Below are 22,069 nucleotides of genomic sequence, written 5' to 3'. Positions count from 1 at the left end.
CCCATTTGCAGCAGGAGTCCGCATGACCGGCGTACACATTCCTTATGGCGCGTATTGGAGCACGCCTTTCTCGCGCTGGCAGGGCAGCCTGTCGCGCCTGCACAGCCTGCGTTTCGCGGCCTGGACCGCGAGCCGCGAACTGGAACGCCGCGGCATCGCGCCCGCGGCGCTGCAGAGCGCGGTGCTGGGCTGCTCGGTGCCGCAGCAGGGCTCGTTCTACGGCTTGCCCTGGGTGGCCGGCATGCTCGGCGCGCCCCATCTGGCGGGGCCGGTGGTTTCGCAGGCTTGCGCCACCTCGGCGCGGGGCCTGGCCACGGCCGCGGCCGAACTCATGCTCGGCAACGCCGAGACCTCGCTGGTCCTCATGGCCGACCGCGTGTCCAACGGACCGCAGCTCTACCATCCCGATCCCGCCGGCCCGGGTGGCTCCGGCGCGCATGAAAACTGGGTGCTGGACAATTTTTCTCACGATCCCTGGAGCGGCCTGTCCATGCTGCAGACCGGGGAGCGCGTGGCCGAGCGCCACGGCATTTCCACGGACGAGCAGAATGCGGTCACGCTGCGCCGCTACGAGCAATATGCGCAGGCCTGCGCCGACGACCGCCGGTTCCAGCAGCGCTACATGACGCTGCCCTTCCAGGTGCCCGACGCGCGCTACGCCAAGACCGCATCGGTGCTGGAAGGCGATGAAGGCATCCACGCGACGACGGCGGAGGGTCTGGCGCGGCTGACGCCCGTGCTGCCCGGCGGCACCATCACCTATGGCGGGCAGACGCATCCGGCCGACGGCAACGCCGGCATGATTCTGGCAACCGCCGAACGTGCGCGTGAGTTGTCGCAACGTCCTGAAATCGGCATCGAGATACTGGGCTTCGGCCAGTCGCGCACCGAAAAGGGCTACATGCCGCAGGCGCCCATCGAAGCCGCCGGCCATGCGCTGCAACGCGCCGGCCTGGCCGCGGCCGACCTGCATGCGGTGAAGACGCACAATCCCTTCGTGGTCTCCGACATCGCGCTGGCGCGCGCCACGGGGTTAGACGTCATGGCCATGAACAACTATGGCTGCTCGCTGGTGTGGGGCCATCCCCAAAGCCCGACCGGCCTGCGGTCCGTCATCGAGCTTATCGAGGAACTGGCCGAGCGCGGCGGCGGACTGGGCCTCTTCACGGGCTGCGCGGCCGGCGACAGTGCAATGGCAGTGGTCCTGCGCGTGGACGCTGGCGGAGCTGCACGATGAGCCAATCCAGCCTCGAAGGCGTCCTGCGCATTCCCGCGCTGCTGGCCCGCGCGGTGCGCGACTGGCCCGAACGCACGGCCTTGGTCTGCGGCGCGCGGCGCGTCGATTACCGGCGCTACGCCGCCGAAGTCTGGGCGACGGCCCGCCGTCTGCAAGCATGTACGGTGTCCGGCGCGCGGATCGCAACCCTGCTGGGCAATTCAGACCTGGCCTGTGTGGTGACGCTGGCGTTGCAGTGCTCCGGCAACCAGCATGTGCCGCTCAATCCGCTCTATACGGCGCGCGAACTGGAATTCATCCTGCGCGACGCGCAGCCCGCGCTGCTGATTGCCGATGCCGCGTCCATCGCCGTTGCGGCGCCGCTGGCTGCGGCGCTGGGCATCCGCTTGGTCGCGGAAGACGAAGCCCGTGCGTGGCTGGAGCCTGGCATGGACGATGCGCCGCTGGACGATGCCGAGGCCCAGGCGCCCGCCCTGCTGCAATACACCGGCGGCACGACCGGACATCCCAAGGGCGTGATCCTCGGACGCGACGCCATCGCCACCAATGTGTTGCAGCGGGAACTGGCGCTGCCCACCCGCTACGGCGCCGACAGCGTGCTTTGCGCCATGCCGCTATTCCATTCCTATGGCATGGCCATGGGCCTGTTCCTGGCCGCCAGCGCGGCGGCCACGTTGGTGGTGCTGCCGCGCTACCGGCCCGACGACGTCTGCGACGCGGTGGAGCGCGAGCGTATCACGCTGTTTCCGGGCAGCCCCACGATCTATACCGGCCTGCTGTCGCATCCGCGCTTTGGCGGCACCGACTGGTCCAGCGTGCGGGCCTGCTATTCCGGTTCCGCGCCGCTGGCCGAAGAGGTGCACCGGCGCTGGGAAGCTGCGGTAGGCGCGCCGATCTACGAAGGCTATGGCCAGACCGAGGCCGGCCCCATCCTGACTTACAACGGCCCGGCCGGAACCCGCCATGGCTCGGTTGGCACGCCCGTCGCGCGCACCGAGGTGCAGGTGGTCGACCTGGAAACAGGCTCGGTCGTGCTGGCGCCCGGCCAGCGCGGCGAAATCCGCGCGCGGGGGCCGCAGATCATGCAAGGCTATCTGGCCAGGCCCGACGCTACCGCTGAAACCCTGCGCGACGGCTGGCTGTACACGGGCGACATCGGCGAGTTCGCGGAGGACGGATTCCTGTACATCCGGGACCGCAAGAAGGATCTGGTGATTTCCGGCGGCTACAACGTCTACCCGCGCGAGGTCGACGAAGTGCTATACCTGCATCCCGACGTGGCCGAAGCCGCGGCGGTGGGCTGGCCCGACAGCTACCGCGGCGAGGTCATCCGCGCCTTCGTCGTCCTGCGGCCGGGCGCGGCAATCGACGAAGCCGGGCTGATCGCGCACTGCCAATCGAATCTGGCGCGCTACAAGGTGCCGGCGGTCATCTGCATACTCGACGCCCTGCCCTATACGGGCGCCAACAAGGTGGACAAGAAGGCGCTGCGCGCGCCATGAACGCAGCGCGGCGCTCGCTGAAAAGCGCCGCGCTGCAAAGCGGGCGCCTAGACGGGATCCCGATCCAGCCGGCGCACCGCCGCGCTCAGCGTCGAAAAATCGAACTCCTTGCGGCCGCGCAACACGCAGCGCATCAGCACGGTCGTCACCACCGGCACCACCGCCGCCAGCAGGAAGGACTCCAGCAGGAACGAGGGCTTGTCGCCTGGCGCCGGGAAGTAGAACAGGCCGGCCGCCAAGCCGGAGATGGTGGCGACGGTGGCGGTGAGGCCGTCGTGCTTGCGGCTGAACAATCCGTAGAAGACCGGGAAGGCGGCCGCGGAGCACAGCAGGTCGGCCAGCAGGAACAGGTACAGCACGCTGTAGCCTTGCGAGGCCACGATCATGACCGGAATGGCCATCAACAGCACCAGCCAGCGCGCCAGCCGCTTCATGGTCAAGGAACTGGCGTTGGGCATCAGGCGGCGCATGTCGACCGCGATGATGCTGGAGACGGCGCTGATCGCCGTGTCGGCGGTGCTCATGACCAGCGACAGCCCCAATGGAATCAGCGCGATCACGAACCATGCGGGGGCATGCGGCATGATGACGCTGAAGAGCGCGATGGAGCTGTCTCCCTGCGGCGCCAGGCCGACGAAGGCCAGGCCGAACAATCCCATGAGGAAGATGAAGGGCGCGACCAGCAGGCCGCCCAGCAGGAAACCGTTGCGCATGGAGCGCGCGTCGCGGGCGGCATAGATGCGCTGCCAGTTGCCCTGGTGGAATATCCCGGTCAGCAGGATGGCGACGAAGAAGGTCAGCCCCGCCTTGATGCCCACCGGATCGGTCAGGTCCAGCAACTGCGGCGCCTTGGCCTGTAGCGCTTCGATGGTGGGCATGGCCCCGCCCGCGGCTTGCCAGCCGACCAGGCACAGGATCACCAGCAGGGGCACGATCACCATCATCTGCACCTGGTCCGTGAAGATGGACGAGCGCAGGCCGCCGTAGGTGGTGTAGAGCAAGGTGGTGCCCATCACGATGGCGGCGGTGGCCCATAGCGGCACGGGGGCCAGCATGGTGACCAGCTTGGCGATCGCCGTGACTTCGGCCGACAGCGCAATGAAGAGATAGAACAGCATGATGAACAGCGCCAGGCCGTACATGGGCCGGCCGTAGCGCGCCATCAGGAATTCCGTCAGGGTGTGGCCGTGGGGGATCAGTTCGCGCATGCGCCGTCCCAGCGGAATCATGACCAGGCGCGGCGACATCGATCCCAGCGCGTAGCCGATGACCGCAGCCAGGCCGCCCCAGGTCGCCGCCTGCGCCGGCGAGAACAGGATCCAGGCGCCCAGGGTCGAGGCCATCAGCGTCAGGATGGTGCCGAAGGCGCCCTGGCTGTTGCGGGCGACGATGTAGTCTTCCAGCGTGCCGCGCTTGCGGCGGGTGTACAGCACGCTGGCCACGGCAAAGCCGCCGGAAAACAGCAGCAGCCACATCAGGGCGGTTGATTGGGTCAACATGGGTATCGGTCCTCCCGCTGCCGGCGGACAGCCGGACGCGCAACGCGGCGGCCCCGCCACGCTGGTGCGCAGGCCGCAAGATGAATGAAAGTCTAGGGAGGGCGCGCGGACTGCGCGATGTCCTTCCCTTCGCCGGCATTACCCGGATCAGGTTCAAAGGGTTACCGCGATGCCGCGGAATCTCAGCCCTTGCAGGGCTCCCCCAGGAATTGCCGCAAGATTAGGAGAGCGGCACGGCAATGTCAACGCGCCAGGCACGGACGACCGCCCACGGCTTTTGTGCTAAGTTCGCCCGCGTGCGGCGGCAGTTTTCCTGCCCGCCGCCGCAATCGTAGAGCCTGACCATGCCTATCGCGCCTTTTACCGCCCCTGCCCGGGCCGGATCGCCATGCTGCATCTGAACCTGTTCATCTTCGGCTGCGGCCACCATCGCGCCGCCTGGCGCCATCCGGATTCGGCCGCCGAGCGGCTGGGCGACATCGCCTATTACGAGGAACTGGCGCGCACCGCCGAACGCGGCAAGCTGGACGCCATTTTCTTTGCCGACGGACAATCGGTCGACAACATCGGCGACGGCCCGCGCTGGCACCTGGAACCGCTGACCGCCATGGCCGCGATTGCGCGCGCCACCTCCCGCATCGGCCTGATCAGCACGGTCTCCAGCACCTTCTTCACGCCCTTTCACGCAGCCCGCATGGTGGCCTCGCTGGACCATATTTCGGGCGGTCGCATGGGCTGGAACGTGGTCACGTCCATGTTCGACGCCGAAGCGCGCAACCACGGCTACGAGTCCATGCCGGGGCACGACTGGCGCTATGCGCGCGCCGAGGAGTTCGTCGACGTCGCATTGAAGCTGTTTGACTCTTGGGACGCGGATGCCCTGGCCATCGATCGCGCCGGCGACTATGGCGTGCCTGCGCGCGTACACAAGATCGGCCATCATGGCGGGCATTTCCTGGTCGATGGCCCCCTGACGGTGCCGCGTCCCCCGCAAGGCCGCCCGGTGCTGTTCCAGGCCGGCGCCTCGGACCAGGGCCGCGATCTGGCCGCGCGGCGCGCCGAAGCGATCTACGCCGTCGCCTACGACCTGCCCGCGGCGCAGGCCTACTACCGCGACATCAAGCGGCGCGTGCTGGCCGCCGGACGCCCGGATTTCGTGCCCATCATGCCGGGCCTGGTCACCTACGTGGGCTCGACCGAGGCCGAAGCCCGGGCCAAGCAGCGCGAACTGGACACGCTGCTGCCCAGCGACGCATCGCTGCGCCAGCTGGGCATGTTCGTGCTGCAGGATTGCTCCGCCTGGGAATTGGACGCGCCCGTCCCCACCCTGCCGCCCCTGGCCGAATTCACCGGCCCCAAGGGCCGCTACGCCACCATCCTGCGCATCATCGAAACCGAAAAGCCCACCGTGCGCCAGTTGCTCGGAAGGTTGGCGGCCGGCGGCGGCCACTGCACCATGGTGGGCACGCCCGAACAGATCGCCGACAGGATGGAACACTGGTACCGCAACGAAGGCGCCGACGGCTTCAATCTGATGCCGCCTTCCCTGCCCGGAGGCATCGACGATTTCGTCGAACAAGTGATTCCGGTGTTGCAACGCCGGGGTTTGTTCCGCACCGAGTACCAGCACCGCACGCTGCGCGGGCACCTGGGGCTGGAATCCCGATAGGCCGGCGCAGCGGCCCCTGGCCGGCCATTTCGGTCCTGCGCGCAGGATTATCCGGCTTGCGTGACAGGCCGCCTGTGCTTGGCCTTCGCGGCATCGCGCGCGGCTGCCTCGACGATCAGGGCCTGGCGTTTACGCGAAGTGGCCTGGCGCCTGGCCGCTGCGCGCGTCGCGATCCAGTCGTAGAGCAGTACGCCCGGCTGGCGCAACAGCGCCGCGGTCAAGATACCGGCGGCGGCACCCAGCAGGCCGAACAACAACCCGTGCATCAGCGCGCTCCCTGTTCCAGCTGAAGCCGCAGAATGCGCCTGAGTTCCAGGATCGCCTGCGGCGTCTCCTGCACGCTGTGCGAGAACGGAATGATCTTCTCGGACTCGGCTCCTTCCAGATGCGCGCTGCGGTACGGCACCAGCCCGTCGTCCGAATCCGCCAGCGGGACGCCGGGCGTATTGTTCGCAATGATGCTGTGGTAGCGCACCGCCGGCGAAATCGGCATGGACTCGGTCAGTTTCACAAATCGGTCCTTTTCGCTCAGGTTGTCCACGCCATTGGGCACCCGGATCGAGGTTTCTGGCCGGGGCGGCCCATCGGCGTCGGCCAGCCTGTTGAGCTTGGCGAACTGCCTGACTACGGTCACAGGCAGCGTGATCAGGTTGGACAGCCAACGCGACAAAGTGTTCTCGGCAAATGGCGTACCCCGGTGCGGCGCCGCGATGAACACCGCGCGCGAGATGCCGGGAAATGGCTCGAAGCTCAGCACCGGGTCGAATTCAGCATGCGCCTCGGCCAGGCGGGTCTCGTCCAGCTTGGCGTGGTCGCGCAATGCGTCCCACAGCACGGTGCCGGACGAGGATACCAGCAGCCGGCTCAGCACGCCCCCCATGCTGTGCCCGATGATAACGGCGTCGCGTGAAGCCTGCGCCGCCCCCATGGGATCGAAATGCTCGATCGTCTGGCGCAGCGCATCGCGGATGGCGCGGTTGTTCAGCGCCAGCGGCGTGTTGGTCGGGTAATAGACCTGCCAGATCTGGTAATTCTGGCGCAGGGTTTCATCGCCCAGCACCTCGTTGGCGACGTTGATCCAGGCCTCGGGGCTGCTCGCCAGCCCGTGCAGCATGACGACGGTGCGCCGGTCCGGGTCGTAGGGCTGTAACAGGTATACGTGCGGCGCCTCGATGCCCTCTTCCTTGCCCAGCACGTTGCGCAGCGCCTGGGTGGCGAAGCCCGACCGCGCCAGCCACAGGCCGTAGCCCGACGTGAAGTTGGCGGCCAGCGGCACCTTCGTGCCGGCCAGTTCGACCGAGTCCCGCTTGTATGGATCGTAGGCCGCCAGGGTCGCATTGTGCGTGGCCATGACTTCCTCCAGCGTGCCGCCGGGAAAAGCCATGATGACGGTCACTGCCGGAAACGGCGTTTCACTGTACGGCGTCTTGAAGGTGTCGGCATCGTTGACACGGCGCGCCGTGACCGCCACCAACTCGGCGCCGAAGCCGTCGCGCCGGTACATGCTGCGCAGCCCCCGGAAGGTCAAGTTAGCCGCGGGCACCAGTTCGTGCGGAAACTGCTTGCCGCCGGGCAGCTTGACATCGGACATCTCGCCCACGACCTGCCAGGGTCCCGCCGCCATGCTGGCCCCGGGTTCCGGCGGACGGCCGCGATGCTGCTCGAACAGGCGCGTGACGGCCTGCTGCACCGCGTAGTTGTAATAGTCGCGCACCTGGGTCTGGCGGTCCTCGAAGGCGCGGTCGCTGGGCGAGCGCGGCGTGAAGAACAGATAGGCATAGGCGGCCCGCGCCGTCTGCAGATAGGCGTCCAGCAGCTCGTCCTGGCCGGCCTGGCCGTCGGGGCGCTGCTTCTCCGTGGCCAACGCCTCCATCAGCCAGACTTCAGACAGCGTGGAGAGGCGCCGTTCGCTGTCCAGCCCATCCATGGTGGCAAGCGCGCGGGTACAGGCGTCGCGATCCTTGCGGCATTCCTGCGCGTTCAGGCCCAGCACGGCCATGGACTCGCGCGCGGAGGCGCTCAACTGGCCGGTGGTGAGCACGTCGCCGCGGCGCTGGGCGATGTAGTCCTGGGTGCTGACGGAAGACACCTTGACACCTGCGCAGCCGGCGCACAGCAGCAGGGCCAGGATCGCGCCGCCCTTCGCGCCGGCCGCCCGGATTCCGCTCACTGCGCGGCCCCAGCGGATGCCGGCTGGCGGATGGCCCGCGAAAACTCGACCGGATCGGGGCCCGGCAAAGCGGGCTTGCCAAGGTAGGCTTGTTCGCGCAGCTTGGCCAGCGGCTTGCGGGTATCCAGGCCGCCTTGTTCGTAGAGGTATTCCGGCAGGTAGCCGGACAGGAGGATGCGGTAATCCATCGGCAGGCCCGGCACGATGGCGCGCACCATGCTGTAGACCAGCGTCGTGCAATTGGCGGTCACCGTGTGATAGAAGCGCGGCGCGTCGGCCAGTTCATTCGCGGTGCGCACATAGGACAAGAACAATTCGCGCATGGCGGGCACGGGCATGTCGACGGGATACAGGTACACGCGTTCGGCGCGCGGCCCGGCCCGCACGTAGAGGATGTCGCGCTCCTGCGCGGCGATCACGCTCAGTTCGAACTGCTTGAAGAAGCCGCCGATCTCGGAAAACTGCTCGCCGCGTTCCTTGCGGATCTCGACCGAAAACACGACGTGACGGCCGTCGGTGAAACCGAAGGAGACCAGCGTGTGGGCGATGGCCGGGCTGCCCCAGTACGACAGGACCATGTCCACGGAAACGAGCTCGTTCAGGTTGTACTGCTGGCTTTCCCAGCGCGCCGTGTAGCGCGCGTCGGTATCGGCCTGCCAGTCGAAGTCGCGCACGCTGTCCAACGTGACGATGGATCCGGAGACGCTGCCGCGCAGCGTGCGCGCCACATCGTCCGCCCAGATCCGGTCGTTGGACGGGGCCAGCGTCTGCCACCAGACGCACAGCGCGGCCATGCCGATCAGCCAGGTCCAGGCGGATCGCCGCGTGCGTCCGCGCCACAGCGCGACGGCCGCATACAGGCACAGCGCGGCCCAGGCCAGCGCCGCTGCGCCTTGCACCACTGTGCCGCCCGGCATGCGGTAGAACAGCGCCAGACCGCCCCACAGCGCGGACAGGATAAGAACAAGACTGAAGATGACGCGTCCGGCGATCGCCAGGCAGCCGCGCCCGGGTCGATTACATGCCGCCATGCTGTTGCACGATTTCCAGAACGCCGTTGATCACGAACTGCACCGCCATGCACACGAGCAGGAAGCCCATGATGCGGGAGATGGCTTCCACCCCGCCCTGCCCGATCACGGCCACGATGCGCCCGGCCGAACGCAGGCATATCCAGAACAGCAGGCCCAGCAGGGAGAACACGAGGATGGGAGTCACCGCCAGCACCCAGGGCGCATAGGTCTGCGTCACCGAGGCATCGAGGGTCGCCGCGCCGCTGATAATCATGGCGATGGTGCCCGGGCCCGCCGTGCCAGGCATCGCCAGCGGCACGAAGGCGATGTTGGGCGTCTGCCGATTGGCCTGGGCATCAGCCACGTCGGCCTCGGAGGCGGTCGACGGCGCGGATGGGAACACCATGCTGAAGCCGATGCTGGCCACGATCAGCCCGCCGGCGATGCGCAGCCCCGGGATCGAAATGCCGAAGGTATGCATGATCCAGGCGCCGGCGTAGTAGGTGACCAGCATGATGCCGACCACGTAGAAGGCGGCCTGCCTGACCTGGCGTTCGCGCTCTTTATAGGGAATCTGCTGGCCCAGGGACAGCAGCAATGTCATGGAGGTCAGGGGATTGGCCAGGGGCAGCATCAAGGCCAGCCCCAGGCTGACCAGTTTTCCCAATTGAACCAGGTCGTCGATCATGGTGATGAGCGCTGCGGGCGCCGGCGTTGCGGCGGGTCACAGCTGCTTGGATGATGTTGCAAGCGCGTAATGTACTATACATTACACAAATTCAACCAGACATCCGCCTGGTGCAAGAGAGTCCGCGACCGATACGCGGCCATGGGAATGAAGTGAATACGATTCCAGACGATACGGCGCCGCGCGCGCTGACCAGCCGGGGCGAGGCGCGCCGCGAGCGCCTGCTCGAAGCCGCAACCCAGTCACTGCTGGAGCACGGCTACGCGCAAACTTCCATCCAGCGCATCGTGCGCCAGGCGGGCGGGTCGGCGGCCACCGCCTACCAGCTATTCGGCAACAAGGAAGGCCTGCTGGTTGCGGTGCTGGAGCACGAATTGAACGGCATGCGCGCGGCAGTCTTCGCCGACGCCATGCTGGACCAGCCCGTCGGTCCCGCTCTGCATGAACTTGCGCGACGCCTGCTGACCTACGCCCTGCAGCCCAAATCGGCTGCGCTCTACCGCCTGATCGTGTCGGAATCGCATCGCCTGCCGCACCTGGCCGAATCCCTGCGGCAGGCGGTGGAAGTGCAACTGCACGCGCCCCTGGAACAATGCCTGACACGCGCTTGCGCGCGCGGCGAATTGCGCATCGACGATCCGCGCCTGGCAGCGCGTACCCTGGGCAACCTGATCAACGGCATCGCCTCGCACGCGCGGCTGACCGGCGGCCGCGCCGACGGCCCCGACGCAGACCATCTGGCCACCTGCCGCTACGGGGTGGATACCCTGTTGCGCGCCTTCCGCGCGTAATCGCCGCGCCACTCGCCCCACCCAGCCCGCGCCAGCATCAGCGCCGGCCAGAGCATGCAGGCCGCGGCCAGCCATAGATTGGCCCGCAGCCCCAATGCGTCCACGCTGGGCACGCCCAGCAGCGAACCTGCCGCGATGCCCAGGTTGAACACCGCGACGAACAGCGATGTGGCGGCTTCCACGGCATCCGGCGCGGCCTTCATCATCCAGGTTTGCAGCGACACCGACACCGCGCCATAAGCCAGGCCCCACAGCAAGAGCAAGACCGCGACGGCCGGGCGCAACTGCCCCAGCATGCCCAGCAGCAGCAAGACCATCAGCAGGCTGACCGCGATCATCAGCAGCGTCGCGGCCGGCCGCCTGGCGGCCGCAGTCCCGCCCAGGAAGTTGCCCGCCACACCCGCCGCGCCGTAGGCGAAAAGCAGCGGTCCGATCCAGTTCTCTCCGAACGCCGCGTGGATCTGCAGCAGCGGACGGACGAAGGTGTAGGCCATGAAATGGCCCGCGACGAGGAACAGCGTGATCAGGAGACCCCGCCGCAGGCCCGGATTGGCCAGCTGCAACACCAGTTGGCGCGGACGCAGCGAACGCGCGGTGGGCAACGGCGGCAGGTTGAGCAGATTCAGCAGCAGCACGGCGGCGCACAGCGCGGCCATGGCGCCGAAGGCCGCGCGCCAGCCAGCCAGCTCGCCGATGAAGGCGCCCAGCGGTACGCCCAGCACGGACGCCACCGCTACCCCGCCGAAGATGACGGAAGTGGCCAGTCCCACCGAGCCCGCCCCGACCAGCCTGCCCGCCAATCCACCCGCGATCGCCCAGATGCCGCCGATGCAAAAGCCCACCAGCACCCGCGCCGCCAGGAACCACGCCATGCTGGGCGCCCAGGCGCTGGCCGCGTTGGCGCAGGCCAGCAGCGCCAGCAAACCGCAAAGGATCACGCGGCGGTCCGCCCCCTTCGCGCCGATGACGACCAGCGGCGCGAACAGCGCCGCCAGGATGGCCGGCACGAACAGCATGAAGCCGCCCATGCCCACCGAAACGTCGAGCGCAGCGGTAATGGGCACGAACAGCCCCACCGGCAGCATTTCGGTGGTGACCACGCAGAAGGTCGCCAGGCCGACGGCGATCACGCCCAGCCACGCACGCCAGCCAGCGCGCTCAGGCATGGGTTCGGTAAACGAAGCGCCAGCGATGGCGTGGTCTTCAGGGGAAATGCCGCGAGTCATGGTCAAAGGTTCCAGGCAAGGCCCAGGCCGGGCCGACTCCTGGGCAGTCTACTGTTTCCATTTCGCTGATAAAGTAGGAAAACCAATAAACACAAGGGACGAATCGTGCGCAATTCATCCTACCCAGCCGCCCGTCTGGACCACATCGGCGATCTGCTCGCGTTCGTGCGCGTGGCCGACACCCAGAGCTTTACCGCCGCGGCCGAAAAGCTGGGCCTGTCGCGTTCGGCCGTCGGCAAGTGCATCGCGCGCCTGGAACTGGGCCTGGGCGCGCGGCTGCTCCACCGCAGCACGCGCAGCGTCAGCCTCAGCGACGAAGGCCGCGTCTTCTACGAACATGCGCAGCGCATCCTGTCCGAAGTGGACAACGCCACCGACGCCATGGCCAGCCGCAAGCAGGCGCCGCGGGGCCGGCTGCGCATCGACCTGCCGGTATCGCTGGGACGGCTGCACATCATGCCGCTGCTGCGCGACTACCTGCGCGATTGGCCCGAAGTCGAGGCGGACGTCAGCTTTTCCGACGACTACATCGACCTGGTGCGTGACGGCGTGGACGTCGCCATCCGCATCGGCGGCGAAACCGACAGCCGGCTGGTGCGCCGGGTGCTGGCGCCGCATCGCCTGATCACCTGCGCCGCGCCCGGCTACCTGGCCCGCCACGGCGCGCCAGCCAGCCCGGATGACCTTGCTGGCCATCGCACCCTGGCCTACACCCATGCCGGCGCACTGGTGCCCTGGCGCTTTGCCGTCAACGGACAGGAACGCAGTGTTCATGTCACTGGACGGCTGAGGCTGGGCAACACGGAAGCGCTGCGCGACGCCGCGCTGGCGGGCGAAGGCATCGTCCAATTAGGCGCCTTCCTGGTGGGCGAGGATCTGCGCGCCGGCCGGCTGGCGCCGGTACTGGAATCGGTAGCGCCGGCCGGCGCGCCGGTGTGCGCGGTCTATCCGCACCGGCGCCACCTGGCGCCCAAGGTGCGCGTCCTGATCGATGCCATCGCCGACAGATGGCGCGGCGGCGCGCCCTGGACCAGCGACGCCGCGCCGCCGCGGCCATAGGCGCGCGCCCGATCCACTATGATTGCCGGCATTGCCCCGCCGGGCGCAATACCGGACACCCAGGGACGCTGCCAGGCATGCCCTTGCCTGCGCCCCGCCATTTCCCCCGGAGTTTTACTTGAGCGACATCTACCAATTCAGCCGCGGCACGGCGCCGCTGCTGATCTCCATTCCCCATCTGGGCAGCATGATCCCCGACTCGCAGCGCGCGCAGATGACGCCGCTGGGCCTGCAGTCGGGCGACACCGACTGGCACCTGGACACGCTGTACAGGTTCGCCGAGGCGCTGGGCGCGTCCGTCATCGGCGCGCGCTATTCGCGCTACGTGGTGGACCTGAACCGCCCGCCCAACGATGAAAGCCTGTATCCCGGCCAGACCAAGACCGGCCTGTGCCCGACCCAGACCTTCCGCGGCGACGCCCTCTACCGCAACGAGGCCGTCCTGACCGACGCGGAACGCGAACACAGGCTGCAGACCTACTGGAAGCCCTACCACGCCAAGCTGTGCGAGGAGATCGACCGCATCAAGGCCGAGCACGGCACCGTATTGCTGTGGGAAGCGCACTCGATCGCCAGCGTGCTGCCGCGCCTGTTCGAAGGCAAGCTGCCCGACCTGAACATCGGCACCGCCGACGGCGCGGCCTGCGCGCCCGACATCCTGGCGCCCGTCGAAGAGCGGCTGCGCGAAAACACCGCCTACACCTGGGCGGTGAACGGCCGCTTCAAGGGCGGCTACATCACGCGCCACTACGGCAAGCCCGCCGACAACGTCCACGCCGTCCAGCTGGAAATGTGCCAGTCCACCTACATGGACGAAACGCATCCCTACGCCTATCGCCCCGACCTGGCGGGCAAGGTCATCCCGCTGGTCGAAAGCATGGTGCAGTCGGCGCTGAAACAGACCGAAGCGCGCCAGCGCTGACCGCAAGCCGGTCCCCACCCCGAACCGCCCCAGGCGCTTGCCGCCTCGGGGCGGTTTTTTTTTGTCTCGGCGCTCGGGTATTCCCCAATTTTTCACATCACAATCCAAAACGTAGTATCTCAACCGCGCTACGTAAAACATTACGAGCCATAACGAAAAATACGCGGAGACAGAAAATGAAGACATGGAGTCACGCCGCCTGCGGCGCGCTGGCGCTGTGCGCCCTGTATGCGACAGGGGCGCGCGCCGCCGATCCCGACACGTTCAAGATCGGCGGCGTGGTCTCGCTGTCGGGGACCTACGGCATCTTTGGCGAAGACATGCGCAAGGGCGTCACCATCGCCATCGAGCAGCGCGGCGGCAAGGTGCTGGGCAAGCCCATCCAGGTCACCTGGGAAGACGATGAAACCAAGCCGCAGCCCGCGGTGCAGAAAACCACCCGCCTGATCTCCGATGGATCGCAGATGATCTTCGGCGCGGTCAGCTCGGCCAGCACGCTGGCCATCATGAACATCGCCAAGCAGCGCAAGATTCCCCATCTGGTCACCATGTCGGCCGACGACAAGATCACGGTGCCGGGCGGCTCGCGCTATACCTTCCGCACCTCCAACACGCTGGGCATGGAGCAGCGCATGGCGCTGGCCTACTCCAAGGAGCAGAAGCTCAAGCGCATCTACGGCGTGACGGCCGACTACCAGGCCACGCGCGACAGCTGGGACTGGTACCGGCGCGAAGCCGAGAAGGCCGGCATCGAGATCGTGGGCGCCGATTTCCCGCCGCTGGGCAATCGCGACTATTCCTCCATCGCCGACAAGATCGCGCGCTCCAACGCCGACGGCGTGGCGCTGTTCATGACGGGCTCGGACGCCGTCACCATGGTCAAGCAGGCCGGCCAGATCGAACTGGGCAAGACGCGCAAGATCTTCGGCCCGGTGATCGCCGACGAGACCATGGCGGCCGGCGTCGGCCCCACCGCGGTCGGCGTGCAGTCGGGCGTGAGATATCACTTCACCGTCGAGAACGACGCCAACAAGGCATTCGTCGAGGCTTTCCGCAAGAAATACAACGAGTTCCCCTCGGCCGCCGCTGGCGAAGCCTACGACGGCATGAGCTGGTGGCTGGACGTGGTCGACAAGACCGGCACCTGGGACAAGGAAAAGTGGGTCGAGGCGTTTGCCGCCAGCGAGCGCACCAACTCCGTGGAAGGCAAGAAAACCATGCGCGCCTGCGACCACCAGGCCATGCAGAACGGCCTGTGGGGCGTGGTGGACACGGGCAAGCCGCCGCAGCCCGCCTACGTCATGGACATCGTCAAGGTGTTCCCGCCGGAGCAGGTTTTCGAACCCTGCGCGGGCTGAAGCCGCCGAGTGACGCACCCGCCGGTCCTCGTGGACCGGTTTTCCCCCCGGCGCGCCCCTGCGCGCCGCCTGACGGATTTTTGCCATGTCCACCGTGATCATCGGCCTGAGCCTGGGAATGCTGCTGTTCCTGCTGGCGTCCGGCCTTACGCTTATCTTCGGCATGCTGGGCGTCATCAACTTCGCCCATGGCGCGCTGTACATGCTGGGCGCCTACCTGGCCTTCGACATCCAGCTGCGCACCGGTTCCTTCATCGCCGGGCTGGTCGTGGCAACGGTGGACGTCGGCCTCGTCGGCGTGGCGATGGAACGGCTGGCCCTGCGACCGCTGTACAACCGCCCGCACTTCTATCAACTGATCCTGACCTTCGGCTTCATCCTCGTCATCAGCGAGGCCGTGAAGTTCGTCTGGGGCCTGGGCTACCAGGAAACGCCGATGCCGGCGCTGCTGGCGGGCACGGTCGAACTGGCCGGCAGCACCATCCCCGTCTACCGCCTGTTCGTCATCGTCTTCGGCCTGCTGGTGTCGGCCGCGCTGTTCTTCGTGCTGGAAAAAAGCACCTTCGGCATGCTGGTGCGCGCGGCCAGCAGCGACGGCGAAATGGTGCGCATCCTGGGCCTGCCGGCCGCCACCATCCGCAGCGCGGTGTTCGGCGTGGGCGCGGCGCTGGCCGGGCTGGCCGGCGCCATCTCCGCGCCGTTGTTCCCGATAGAGCTGGGCATGGCCACCAACACCATCATCGACTGCTTCATCGTGGTGATCCTGGGCGGGCTGGGCAATATCCGCGGCGTGGTCGCGGCGTCGCTGTTGATCGGCATGGTGCGTGCGGTGGGCTACACCTTCATGCCCAGCTGGGTCGACATCCTGACGTTCGCCATGCTGATCGCCACCCTGCTCACCCGTCCGCAAGGACTGTTCTCCCGCCAAGCGAGGCTGGCATGACGACTTCCCGCCAAGATGCCGCCATCGCGGCAGGCGTGGCCGCCGCGGTGATCGCGGTGCCCTTCTGCACGCAAAACGACTTTCTCCTGAACCTGACCATCCTGATCATGGTGTGGTCCATCTTCGCCGTGGGTTTCGACCTGGTGTTCGGCCTGCTGGGCATGGTGTCCTTCGGCCACGCGGCCTTCCTGGGCACCGGCGGCTACGCGCTGGCGCTGGCCACCCAGCGCTACGGCCTGCCGTTCGAGGCCGGGCTGGCGCTGGCCGTCGTGGCGGGCGCGGCCTGCGCCTGGATCTTCAGCGTGTTCGCGCTGCGGGTCTCGGGGATCTTCTTCGCCCTGGTCACGCTGGCGCTGTCGCAGCTCATGTACATCCTGGCAGACAGCAAGTTGCGCGAATGGACCGGCGGCGCCGACGGCCTCCCCGGCATCGGCCGGCCGGAACTCGCGGGGATAGACTTCTTCGATACCGTGAACTTCTATTGGTATGTCGCCGCCGTGTTCGCCCTGGTGATGGCGCTGATGGCGATGCTGCGCGCTTCGCCATTCGGCCGCGCGGTCGCGGGCGTGCGCCAGAACGAGATCCGCTCCGCCCAGCTAGGCTACAACGTGCAGCGCCTGAAACAGATCACCTTCCTCGTGTCCGGCGCGATCGGCGGCCTGGCGGGCGGACTGCTGGCCGCGGTGCTGATGTACATGAACCCGCAGATGCTGCACTGGACCACCTCCGGCGACGTCATCATCATGACCCTGCTGGGCGGCGCCGGCACCCTGTGGGGGCCGGTGGCCGGCGTGCTGCTGTTCGAGGCGCTGAAGGAATGGCTCAGCGGCTGGACGCCCTATTGGTACGGCATCCTGGGCCTGGTCTTCATCCTGGCCACGCTGTACTTCCCGCAAGGAGTGCTGGGCGCGCTGCAGGCCCGCTGGAGCCGCAAGCGCCCCGCGGCGCCCGCTCCCGCCAGTCCATCCGCGCCCGCCGTGCCGCTGGCGCCGCGCGAAGGGAGCCCGTCATGAGCGATATCGCACTGCAATGCGCACAGGTCAGCGTCACCTTCGGCGCGCTGCGCGCCATCGAGGACTTCAGCTACACCTTCGAAACCGGCCGCGTCTACGGCCTGATCGGCCCCAATGGCGCGGGCAAGACCACCCTGCTCAACGTGCTGTCCGGCAACCTGCCCGGACATGGCGGGCGCATCCTGTGCCACGGCGCGGACATCTCGCGCCTGCGGGCCCATGAGCGCGCCAGGCATGGCATCGGCCGCAGCTTCCAGATCACCAAGATCTTTCCTGAAATGACGGTGCTGGAGAACCTGCGCATCGCCGCGCAGATCAGCCACTCGCATCTGCTGCCGTTCTGGCTGGCGCCGCGCTACGACCGCCGCCTGGCGTCCACCATCGACGCCATGCTGGAACTGACCGACCTGACGGCATGGCGCGACACCGTGGCGGGTACCTTGTCTTACGGCTTGCAGCGCGCGCTGGAGCTGGGCCTGACGCTGCTGCCGGACCCGCGCATCCTGCTGCTGGACGAACCGCTGGCCGGCGTCGGCCACCATGAGATAGCCGCCGCCACCCGCCTGATCCGCCACGCCGCCGCCGGCCGCACGGTGCTGCTGATCGAACACAACATGGACGTGATCATGACGCTGTCCGAACACATCGTGGTGCTGTCCAACGGCCGCAAGGTGGCCGAGGGACCGCCGGCCGCCATCCGCGACGACGCCACCGTGCGCGCCGTCTATCTGGGCGAGGAGGTGGCGGCATGATCGAACTGCAACATGCCAGCGTGCACTACGGCCAGGCGCTGGCGCTCAAGAACATAGGCTTGCGCGCGGCCCAGGACGAGATCGTCGCCATCGTCGGGCGCAACGGCGCTGGCAAGTCCACCGTGCTCAAGACGCTGATCGGGCTGCTGCCGCTGTCCGCCGGCAACCGCCTGATCGCCGGCCAGGACGCCACGCGCCGCGCCGTCGAACAGATCAGCCGCGACGGCATCGCGCTGGTGCCCGACACGCGCCGCATCTTCCCCAACCTGACGGTGCGCGAAAACCTGCGCATGGGCGCACTGGCGCACCAGCCCGGCTACTGGACGCAGGACCGGGTGCTGCAGGTCTTTCCGCGGCTGGGCGAACGCATAGGCTTCCATGGCGACCAGCTATCCGGCGGCGAACAGCAGATGCTGTCGATCGCGCGCGCCCTGCTGGGCAATCCGCGCGTCCTGCTGCTGGACGAGCCGACCGAGGGGCTGGCGCCACGCATCGTCAACGAACTGATCGAGGTCTTCGCCGAAGTCCACCGCCAGGGCACCGGCATCGTGCTGGTCGAGCAGAACCTGAAGGTGCCTGCCCGCCTGGCGCACCGCCAGTACGTGCTGGACCACGGCGAAATCGCCTGGAGCGGATCGGCCGCGGAAGTCCAGGCCGACCGCCACATCATCGAATCCATCCTCACCACGGGCATCCAAGCATGAGCAACGACACCACCTACATCGCGGGCGTGGGCATCACCCGCTTCGACAAGCAGCCGGCCAAAAGCGTCAAGGACCTGGTGCGCGACGCGGTCACGCAGGCGCTGGCCGACGCGGGTTGCGACGCCGCCGACCTGCAGGCGGCCTATTTCGCCACCGCCGGCCAGGGTTCCATCGAAGGCCAATACATGGTGGCCGGCCAGGTTGCGCTGAAGGCCATGGGCATCGCCGGCATCCCCGTCGTCAACGTGGAGAATGCCTGCGCCAGCTCCAGCACCGCGCTGAACGCCGCGCACTTGTACGTAGCCTCGGGCGCGGGCGACATCTGCCTGGCCGTGGGCGTGGACAAGCTGTTTTCCGAGGACAAGGCCAAGAGCTTCGCCGTGTTCGACGGCGCCTGGGACGTGCACGACGCGCCGGCGCAGATGGCGCGCCTGATGGCGCTGGCGCCCGACGTGACGCCCCCGCCCGGCTTCGAAGAGCCGGGCAAACGCAGCGTGTTCATGGACATCTACGCCAGCCTGGCGCGGCTGCACATGAAGACCTTCGGCACCACCCAGCGCCAGCTTGCCGCCGTGGCCGCCAAGAACCACATGCATTCCACCCGCAATCCGCTGGCCCAGTTCCAGTACCCCATGACGATAGACGAGGCCCTGGCCGCCCGGCCCGTGTCCTGGCCGCTGACCCTGCCCATGTGCGCCCCCATCAGCGACGGCGCGGCCGCCGCCATCGTCTGCAACGCCCAGGGCTTGAAGCGCCTGCAACGCGCCCGCGCCGTGCGCTTGTACGCCAGCGTGCTGCGAACCGCCACCGACCGCCCGGCCGACCGCTACGACCGGCACCTGTGCCATCTGGCCGCGCTCGAGGCCTACGAGCGCGCCGGCGTCGGCCCGCAGGACATGTCGCTGGCGGAAGTGCACGACGCCACCGCCTTCGCCGAGATCCAGCAGACCGAGGCGCTGGGCTTCTGCGCCTTCGGCGAAGGCGGACCGATGGCCGAGTCCGGCGCCACCAGCCTGGGCGGCCGCATCCCCATCAACGTGTCCGGCGGCCTGTTGTCGCGCGGCCACCCCATCGGCGCGACCGGGCTGGCGCAAGTCCACGAAATGGTGATCCAGCTGCGCGGCGAAGCCGGCGCTCGCCAAGTCGAAGGCGCGCGCTTCGCCATCGCCGAGAACGGCGGCGGCTTCAACGGCGTGGAAGAGGCGGTGACCTGCATCACCCTGCTTGGCCGCTGATCCGCGCCCCCATCAACCCAGAGACCGCCATGCATCTCAGCTCTCTCTTTCACCGCAGCGCCACTATTTACGCCGATCAGCCCGCGCTGGCAGCCGGCACCCGCGATCCCCTCAGCTACGCCCAGCTTCAGGCCCGGGTGCAGGCGCTGGCCGGCTGGCTGCGCGGCCCGCTGGGCCTTTTGCCCGGCCAGCGCGTCATGCTGGCGCTGCGCAACCACCCCAGCTACATCGAATCGATGCTGGCCATCTGGCACGCCGGCCTCTGCGCCGTGCCGGTCAACGCCAAACTGCATCCCAACGAACTCGAATACATCCTGCGCGACAGCGATGCGCGCCTGTGCCTGTCGCAAGGCGAATTGCTGCAAGCGCTGGCGCCCGTCGCCCGCAGCTTGCCAGCGACGCGCGTGGTGGACGTGGAGTCGGCCGAATACGCGGCCGGCGCCCTGGGCCAGCACTTGCCCCTGGAAACGCGTCCGCCCCAGGACCTGGCCTGGCTGTTCTATACCAGCGGCACTACCGGCAAGCCCAAGGGCGTCATGCTCAGCCATGCCAACCTGGTCGGCATGTGCCTGAACTTCTATGCCGACGTGCAGCCGGTACAGCCCGGCGACGCCATGGTCCACGTGGCGCCGCTGTCGCACGGCGGCGGCCTCTACAGCATTCCGTACTGGCTGCACGGCGCCTTGCAGATCGTGCCCGACAGCGGCGGCCTGGACGAAGAAGAACTGTCCGGGCTGCTGACGCACTACCGCAACGTCAGCCTGTTCGCCTCCCCCACCATCGTGCAGCGCATGGTGCGCCACGCCCGTCAGGCAGGCGGCCCGCCGCCCGGCCTGCGCACGCTGATCGTGGGCGGCGCGCCGTTCTACATCGAAGACATCAAGGACGCGGTGGCCTGCTACGGCGCGCGCGTGGCGCAGATCTACGGACAGGGTGAAAGCCCCATGTCGATATCGGCCTTGTCCGCCGTCCAGATCGCCGACGCCGTGGCCCGCAACGATGACGCGCTGCTGGGCTCGGTGGGGTACATCCAGTCGGCCATGGACGTCGAAATCCGCGAGGCCTCCGGCCGGCCGGCAGCCCCTGGCGAATTGGGCGAAGTCGTCGTCAGCGGGCCGACCGTAATGCAGGGCTACTGGAACAATCCGCGCGCCACCGCCGACACGCTGGCTGGCGGCTGGCTCCATACGGGCGATATCGGCATCCTGGACGAACGCGGCCTGCTGCACCTGAAGGACCGCTCCAAGGACGTCATCATCAGCGGCGGCACCAACATCTATCCGCGCGAAGTGGAAGAGGCGCTGATGCGCCACGATGCCGTGCAGGAGGTCTCGGTGGTCGGCAGCCCCGACCCCGAATGGGGCGAGTCGGTGCTGGCCTTCGTGGTGCTCAAGCCCGGCGCCCGGGCCTCCGAGCAGGATCTGGACCGACTCTGCCTGGAATCCATCGCGCGCTTCAAGCGCCCCAAGCGCTACGTCTTTCTGGAGGAGCTGCCCAAGAACAGCACCGGCAAAGTGTTAAAACGCGAACTCCAACAACGCGCGCTTCCGACTCCATGACCCAAGCTTTCCCCCTCTTTGGCCGCACCGCTGTCAGCCAGACCGAAAAGGCCTATTGCACCCTGGAGGAAATGATCGTCACCGGCGAACTGCCGCCTGGCAGTCAGTGGTCGGAAACCACCCTGAGCGAACGCGTCGGCATCGGCCGCTCGCCGGTGCGCGACGCCCTGCAGAAGCTGGCGTTTCAACGCCTGGTGGAAATCGCCCCGCGCCAGGGCATCTTCATCTCCGAGATCGACTACCAGGGCCAGTTGAAGATCATCCAGGCGCGCCGCGAGATCGAACGGCTGATCGTGGCCCAGGCCGCGCAGTGGGCCGACGACGGCGAACGCGCCGAATTGGCGCAACTGGCCCGCGAACTCGAAGACCTGAAGGCCGTCAACGACATGCGCATGTACATGCGCCTGCATTTCACCCTGACCAGCCAGATCGGCGCCGCCTCGCGCAACAGCTACGCGGCAGAGTTCCACGCCATGCTGCAGACGCTGGCGCGGCGCTTCCTGTACTTCCACCAGAAGCGCCACCCGGACCTGGTGCAGATCTGCGAGCTGCACATCCAGCAGATCAACGCCATCGTGGAGGGATCGGTGGAGCGCGCCATCGCCACGGCGGAGGCGCGCAACGACTATGCCGAGAACCTGGCGCGCAACATCCTGATGGAGCTGATCGTCACCTCGGCGGTCACCATCAGCAAGCCGCCGCGAGGCCGCAGCGGCGCGGACTGACGCC

At 67.7% G+C, this 22,069-nt stretch carries 20 protein-coding genes and 1 riboswitch; of the genes, 14 read left to right on the top strand and 6 right to left on the bottom strand.

What is annotated here, in order from left to right:
* Positions 1 to 22: 22 nt before the first annotated feature.
* Both IB268_RS09255 and IB268_RS09250 read left to right on the top strand, forming a co-directional pair.
* Positions 23 to 1,237, top strand: a complete 1,215-nt coding sequence (locus IB268_RS09255) for a thiolase family protein (RefSeq protein WP_192354136.1) — start codon at positions 23 to 25, stop codon at positions 1,235 to 1,237.
* Positions 1,234 to 2,739 carry an AMP-binding protein gene (locus tag IB268_RS09250; protein ID WP_192354135.1) on the top strand — a complete coding sequence of 502 codons (1,506 nt, stop codon included), beginning with the start codon at positions 1,234 to 1,236 and terminating at the stop codon, positions 2,737 to 2,739. The genes IB268_RS09255 and IB268_RS09250 overlap by 4 nt, the downstream gene beginning before the upstream one ends.
* A 47-nt stretch (positions 2,740 to 2,786) precedes the next feature.
* Here the strand turns inward: IB268_RS09250 and IB268_RS09245 are convergent, their stop codons facing one another.
* The gene (locus IB268_RS09245) at positions 2,787 to 4,238 is read right to left on the bottom strand and encodes a sodium:solute symporter family protein (RefSeq protein ID WP_192354134.1); all 1,452 of its coding nucleotides are present in this window, start codon (positions 4,236 to 4,238) and stop codon (positions 2,787 to 2,789) included.
* Between the two features lie 107 nt (positions 4,239 to 4,345).
* A riboswitch (TPP riboswitch) is annotated at positions 4,346 to 4,452 on the bottom strand.
* 174 nt (positions 4,453 to 4,626) lie between these two features.
* Here IB268_RS09245 and IB268_RS09240 point away from each other — a divergent pair.
* The gene (locus tag IB268_RS09240; RefSeq protein ID WP_192354133.1) at positions 4,627 to 5,907 is read left to right on the top strand and encodes an LLM class flavin-dependent oxidoreductase; all 1,281 of its coding nucleotides are present in this window, start codon (positions 4,627 to 4,629) and stop codon (positions 5,905 to 5,907) included.
* Between the two features lie 47 nt (positions 5,908 to 5,954).
* On the opposite strand, the gene IB268_RS09235 is transcribed toward IB268_RS09240, so the two are convergent.
* The 4 genes from IB268_RS09235 to IB268_RS09220 are packed head-to-tail and all read right to left on the bottom strand — an operon-like array spanning position 5,955 to position 9,778.
* Entirely contained in the window at positions 5,955 to 6,173 is a 219-nt protein-coding gene (locus IB268_RS09235; RefSeq protein WP_119449095.1) for a hypothetical protein, read from the bottom strand.
* A complete protein-coding gene (locus tag IB268_RS09230) occupies positions 6,173 to 8,077 on the bottom strand; it encodes a triacylglycerol lipase (RefSeq protein WP_119449096.1) in 1,905 nt (634 codons plus the stop codon). The genes IB268_RS09235 and IB268_RS09230 overlap by 1 nt, the downstream gene beginning before the upstream one ends.
* Positions 8,074 to 9,108, bottom strand: coding sequence for a DUF4105 domain-containing protein (locus IB268_RS09225; protein WP_192354132.1), 1,035 nt, complete (start codon positions 9,106 to 9,108; stop codon positions 8,074 to 8,076). Before IB268_RS09225 ends, IB268_RS09230 begins: the two co-directional genes overlap by 4 nt.
* Positions 9,095 to 9,778, bottom strand: a complete 684-nt coding sequence (locus tag IB268_RS09220) for a MarC family NAAT transporter (RefSeq protein ID WP_054456540.1) — start codon at positions 9,776 to 9,778, stop codon at positions 9,095 to 9,097. Before IB268_RS09220 ends, IB268_RS09225 begins: the two co-directional genes overlap by 14 nt.
* A 152-nt stretch (positions 9,779 to 9,930) precedes the next feature.
* Between IB268_RS09220 and IB268_RS09215 the strand changes: the two genes are divergently transcribed.
* On the top strand, positions 9,931 to 10,569 hold the full coding sequence (locus IB268_RS09215) for a TetR/AcrR family transcriptional regulator (RefSeq protein WP_054456539.1): 639 nt from the start codon (positions 9,931 to 9,933) through the stop codon (positions 10,567 to 10,569).
* Here the strand turns inward: IB268_RS09215 and IB268_RS09210 are convergent.
* Entirely contained in the window at positions 10,530 to 11,795 is a 1,266-nt protein-coding gene (locus tag IB268_RS09210; RefSeq protein WP_192354131.1) for an MFS transporter, read from the bottom strand. The genes IB268_RS09215 and IB268_RS09210 overlap by 40 nt on opposite strands.
* A 105-nt stretch (positions 11,796 to 11,900) precedes the next feature.
* Between IB268_RS09210 and IB268_RS09205 the strand changes: the two genes are divergently transcribed.
* The 10 genes from IB268_RS09205 (at position 11,901) to IB268_RS09160 (ending at position 22,065) form a co-directional block, all read left to right on the top strand.
* Positions 11,901 to 12,854 (top strand): LysR family transcriptional regulator, encoded by a 954-nt coding sequence (locus tag IB268_RS09205; RefSeq protein ID WP_192354130.1) that lies wholly within the window; start codon positions 11,901 to 11,903, stop codon positions 12,852 to 12,854.
* 118 nt (positions 12,855 to 12,972) lie between these two features.
* Positions 12,973 to 13,776, top strand: a complete 804-nt coding sequence (gene hutG / locus IB268_RS09200) for an N-formylglutamate deformylase (protein WP_192327274.1) — start codon at positions 12,973 to 12,975, stop codon at positions 13,774 to 13,776.
* Positions 13,777 to 13,952: 176 nt separating this feature from the next.
* Complete coding sequence (locus tag IB268_RS09195) at positions 13,953 to 15,134, top strand: ABC transporter substrate-binding protein (protein WP_175162583.1); 1,182 nt, start codon at positions 13,953 to 13,955, stop codon at positions 15,132 to 15,134.
* Between the two features lie 85 nt (positions 15,135 to 15,219).
* Positions 15,220 to 16,077, top strand: a complete 858-nt coding sequence (locus IB268_RS09190; protein ID WP_192354129.1) for a branched-chain amino acid ABC transporter permease — start codon at positions 15,220 to 15,222, stop codon at positions 16,075 to 16,077.
* Positions 16,074 to 17,090, top strand: a complete 1,017-nt coding sequence (locus IB268_RS09185) for a branched-chain amino acid ABC transporter permease (RefSeq protein ID WP_192354128.1) — start codon at positions 16,074 to 16,076, stop codon at positions 17,088 to 17,090. Before IB268_RS09190 ends, IB268_RS09185 begins: the two co-directional genes overlap by 4 nt.
* Entirely contained in the window at positions 17,087 to 17,842 is a 756-nt protein-coding gene (locus IB268_RS09180) for an ABC transporter ATP-binding protein (protein WP_119449392.1), read from the top strand. The genes IB268_RS09185 and IB268_RS09180 overlap by 4 nt, the downstream gene beginning before the upstream one ends.
* Positions 17,839 to 18,546: an ABC transporter ATP-binding protein gene (locus IB268_RS09175; protein ID WP_054456532.1), complete on the top strand. Its 708-nt coding sequence runs from the start codon at positions 17,839 to 17,841 to the stop codon at positions 18,544 to 18,546. The genes IB268_RS09180 and IB268_RS09175 overlap by 4 nt, the downstream gene beginning before the upstream one ends.
* Positions 18,543 to 19,781: a thiolase family protein gene (locus tag IB268_RS09170; protein ID WP_054456531.1), complete on the top strand. Its 1,239-nt coding sequence runs from the start codon at positions 18,543 to 18,545 to the stop codon at positions 19,779 to 19,781. The genes IB268_RS09175 and IB268_RS09170 overlap by 4 nt, the downstream gene beginning before the upstream one ends.
* A 29-nt stretch (positions 19,782 to 19,810) precedes the next feature.
* Positions 19,811 to 21,340: an AMP-binding protein gene (locus tag IB268_RS09165; RefSeq protein ID WP_192354127.1), complete on the top strand. Its 1,530-nt coding sequence runs from the start codon at positions 19,811 to 19,813 to the stop codon at positions 21,338 to 21,340.
* Positions 21,337 to 22,065, top strand: coding sequence for a GntR family transcriptional regulator (locus IB268_RS09160; protein WP_192354126.1), 729 nt, complete (start codon positions 21,337 to 21,339; stop codon positions 22,063 to 22,065). The genes IB268_RS09165 and IB268_RS09160 overlap by 4 nt, the downstream gene beginning before the upstream one ends.
* Positions 22,066 to 22,069: the final 4 nt, after the last annotated feature.

The organism is Achromobacter sp. ACM01 (genome assembly GCF_014851745.1).
GTDB lineage: Bacteria > Pseudomonadota > Gammaproteobacteria > Burkholderiales > Burkholderiaceae_B > Achromobacter > Achromobacter aegrifaciens.
This window is presented reverse-complemented; position numbering and strand designations above follow the sequence as displayed.

Bases quoted from the DNA above. Each gene is read 5' to 3' on its own strand.
- IB268_RS09255 (WP_192354136.1), top strand. From the start codon at position 23: ATGACCGGCGTACACATTCCTTATGGCGCGTATTGGAGCACGCCTTTC.
- IB268_RS09250 (WP_192354135.1), top strand. From the start codon at position 1,234: ATGAGCCAATCCAGCCTCGAAGGCGTCCTGCGCATTCCCGCGCTGCTG.
- IB268_RS09245 (WP_192354134.1), bottom strand. From the start codon at position 4,238: ATGTTGACCCAATCAACCGCCCTGATGTGGCTGCTGCTGTTTTCCGGC.
- IB268_RS09240 (WP_192354133.1), top strand. From the start codon at position 4,627: ATGCTGCATCTGAACCTGTTCATCTTCGGCTGCGGCCACCATCGCGCC.
- IB268_RS09235 (WP_119449095.1), bottom strand. From the start codon at position 6,173: ATGCACGGGTTGTTGTTCGGCCTGCTGGGTGCCGCCGCCGGTATCTTG.
- IB268_RS09225 (WP_192354132.1), bottom strand. From the start codon at position 9,108: ATGGCGGCATGTAATCGACCCGGGCGCGGCTGCCTGGCGATCGCCGGA.
- IB268_RS09220 (WP_054456540.1), bottom strand. From the start codon at position 9,778: ATGATCGACGACCTGGTTCAATTGGGAAAACTGGTCAGCCTGGGGCTG.
- IB268_RS09210 (WP_192354131.1), bottom strand. From the start codon at position 11,795: ATGACTCGCGGCATTTCCCCTGAAGACCACGCCATCGCTGGCGCTTCG.
- IB268_RS09195 (WP_175162583.1), top strand. From the start codon at position 13,953: ATGAAGACATGGAGTCACGCCGCCTGCGGCGCGCTGGCGCTGTGCGCC.
- IB268_RS09190 (WP_192354129.1), top strand. From the start codon at position 15,220: ATGTCCACCGTGATCATCGGCCTGAGCCTGGGAATGCTGCTGTTCCTG.
- IB268_RS09185 (WP_192354128.1), top strand. From the start codon at position 16,074: ATGACGACTTCCCGCCAAGATGCCGCCATCGCGGCAGGCGTGGCCGCC.
- IB268_RS09180 (WP_119449392.1), top strand. From the start codon at position 17,087: ATGAGCGATATCGCACTGCAATGCGCACAGGTCAGCGTCACCTTCGGC.
- IB268_RS09175 (WP_054456532.1), top strand. From the start codon at position 17,839: ATGATCGAACTGCAACATGCCAGCGTGCACTACGGCCAGGCGCTGGCG.
- IB268_RS09170 (WP_054456531.1), top strand. From the start codon at position 18,543: ATGAGCAACGACACCACCTACATCGCGGGCGTGGGCATCACCCGCTTC.
- IB268_RS09165 (WP_192354127.1), top strand. From the start codon at position 19,811: ATGCATCTCAGCTCTCTCTTTCACCGCAGCGCCACTATTTACGCCGAT.
- IB268_RS09160 (WP_192354126.1), top strand. From the start codon at position 21,337: ATGACCCAAGCTTTCCCCCTCTTTGGCCGCACCGCTGTCAGCCAGACC.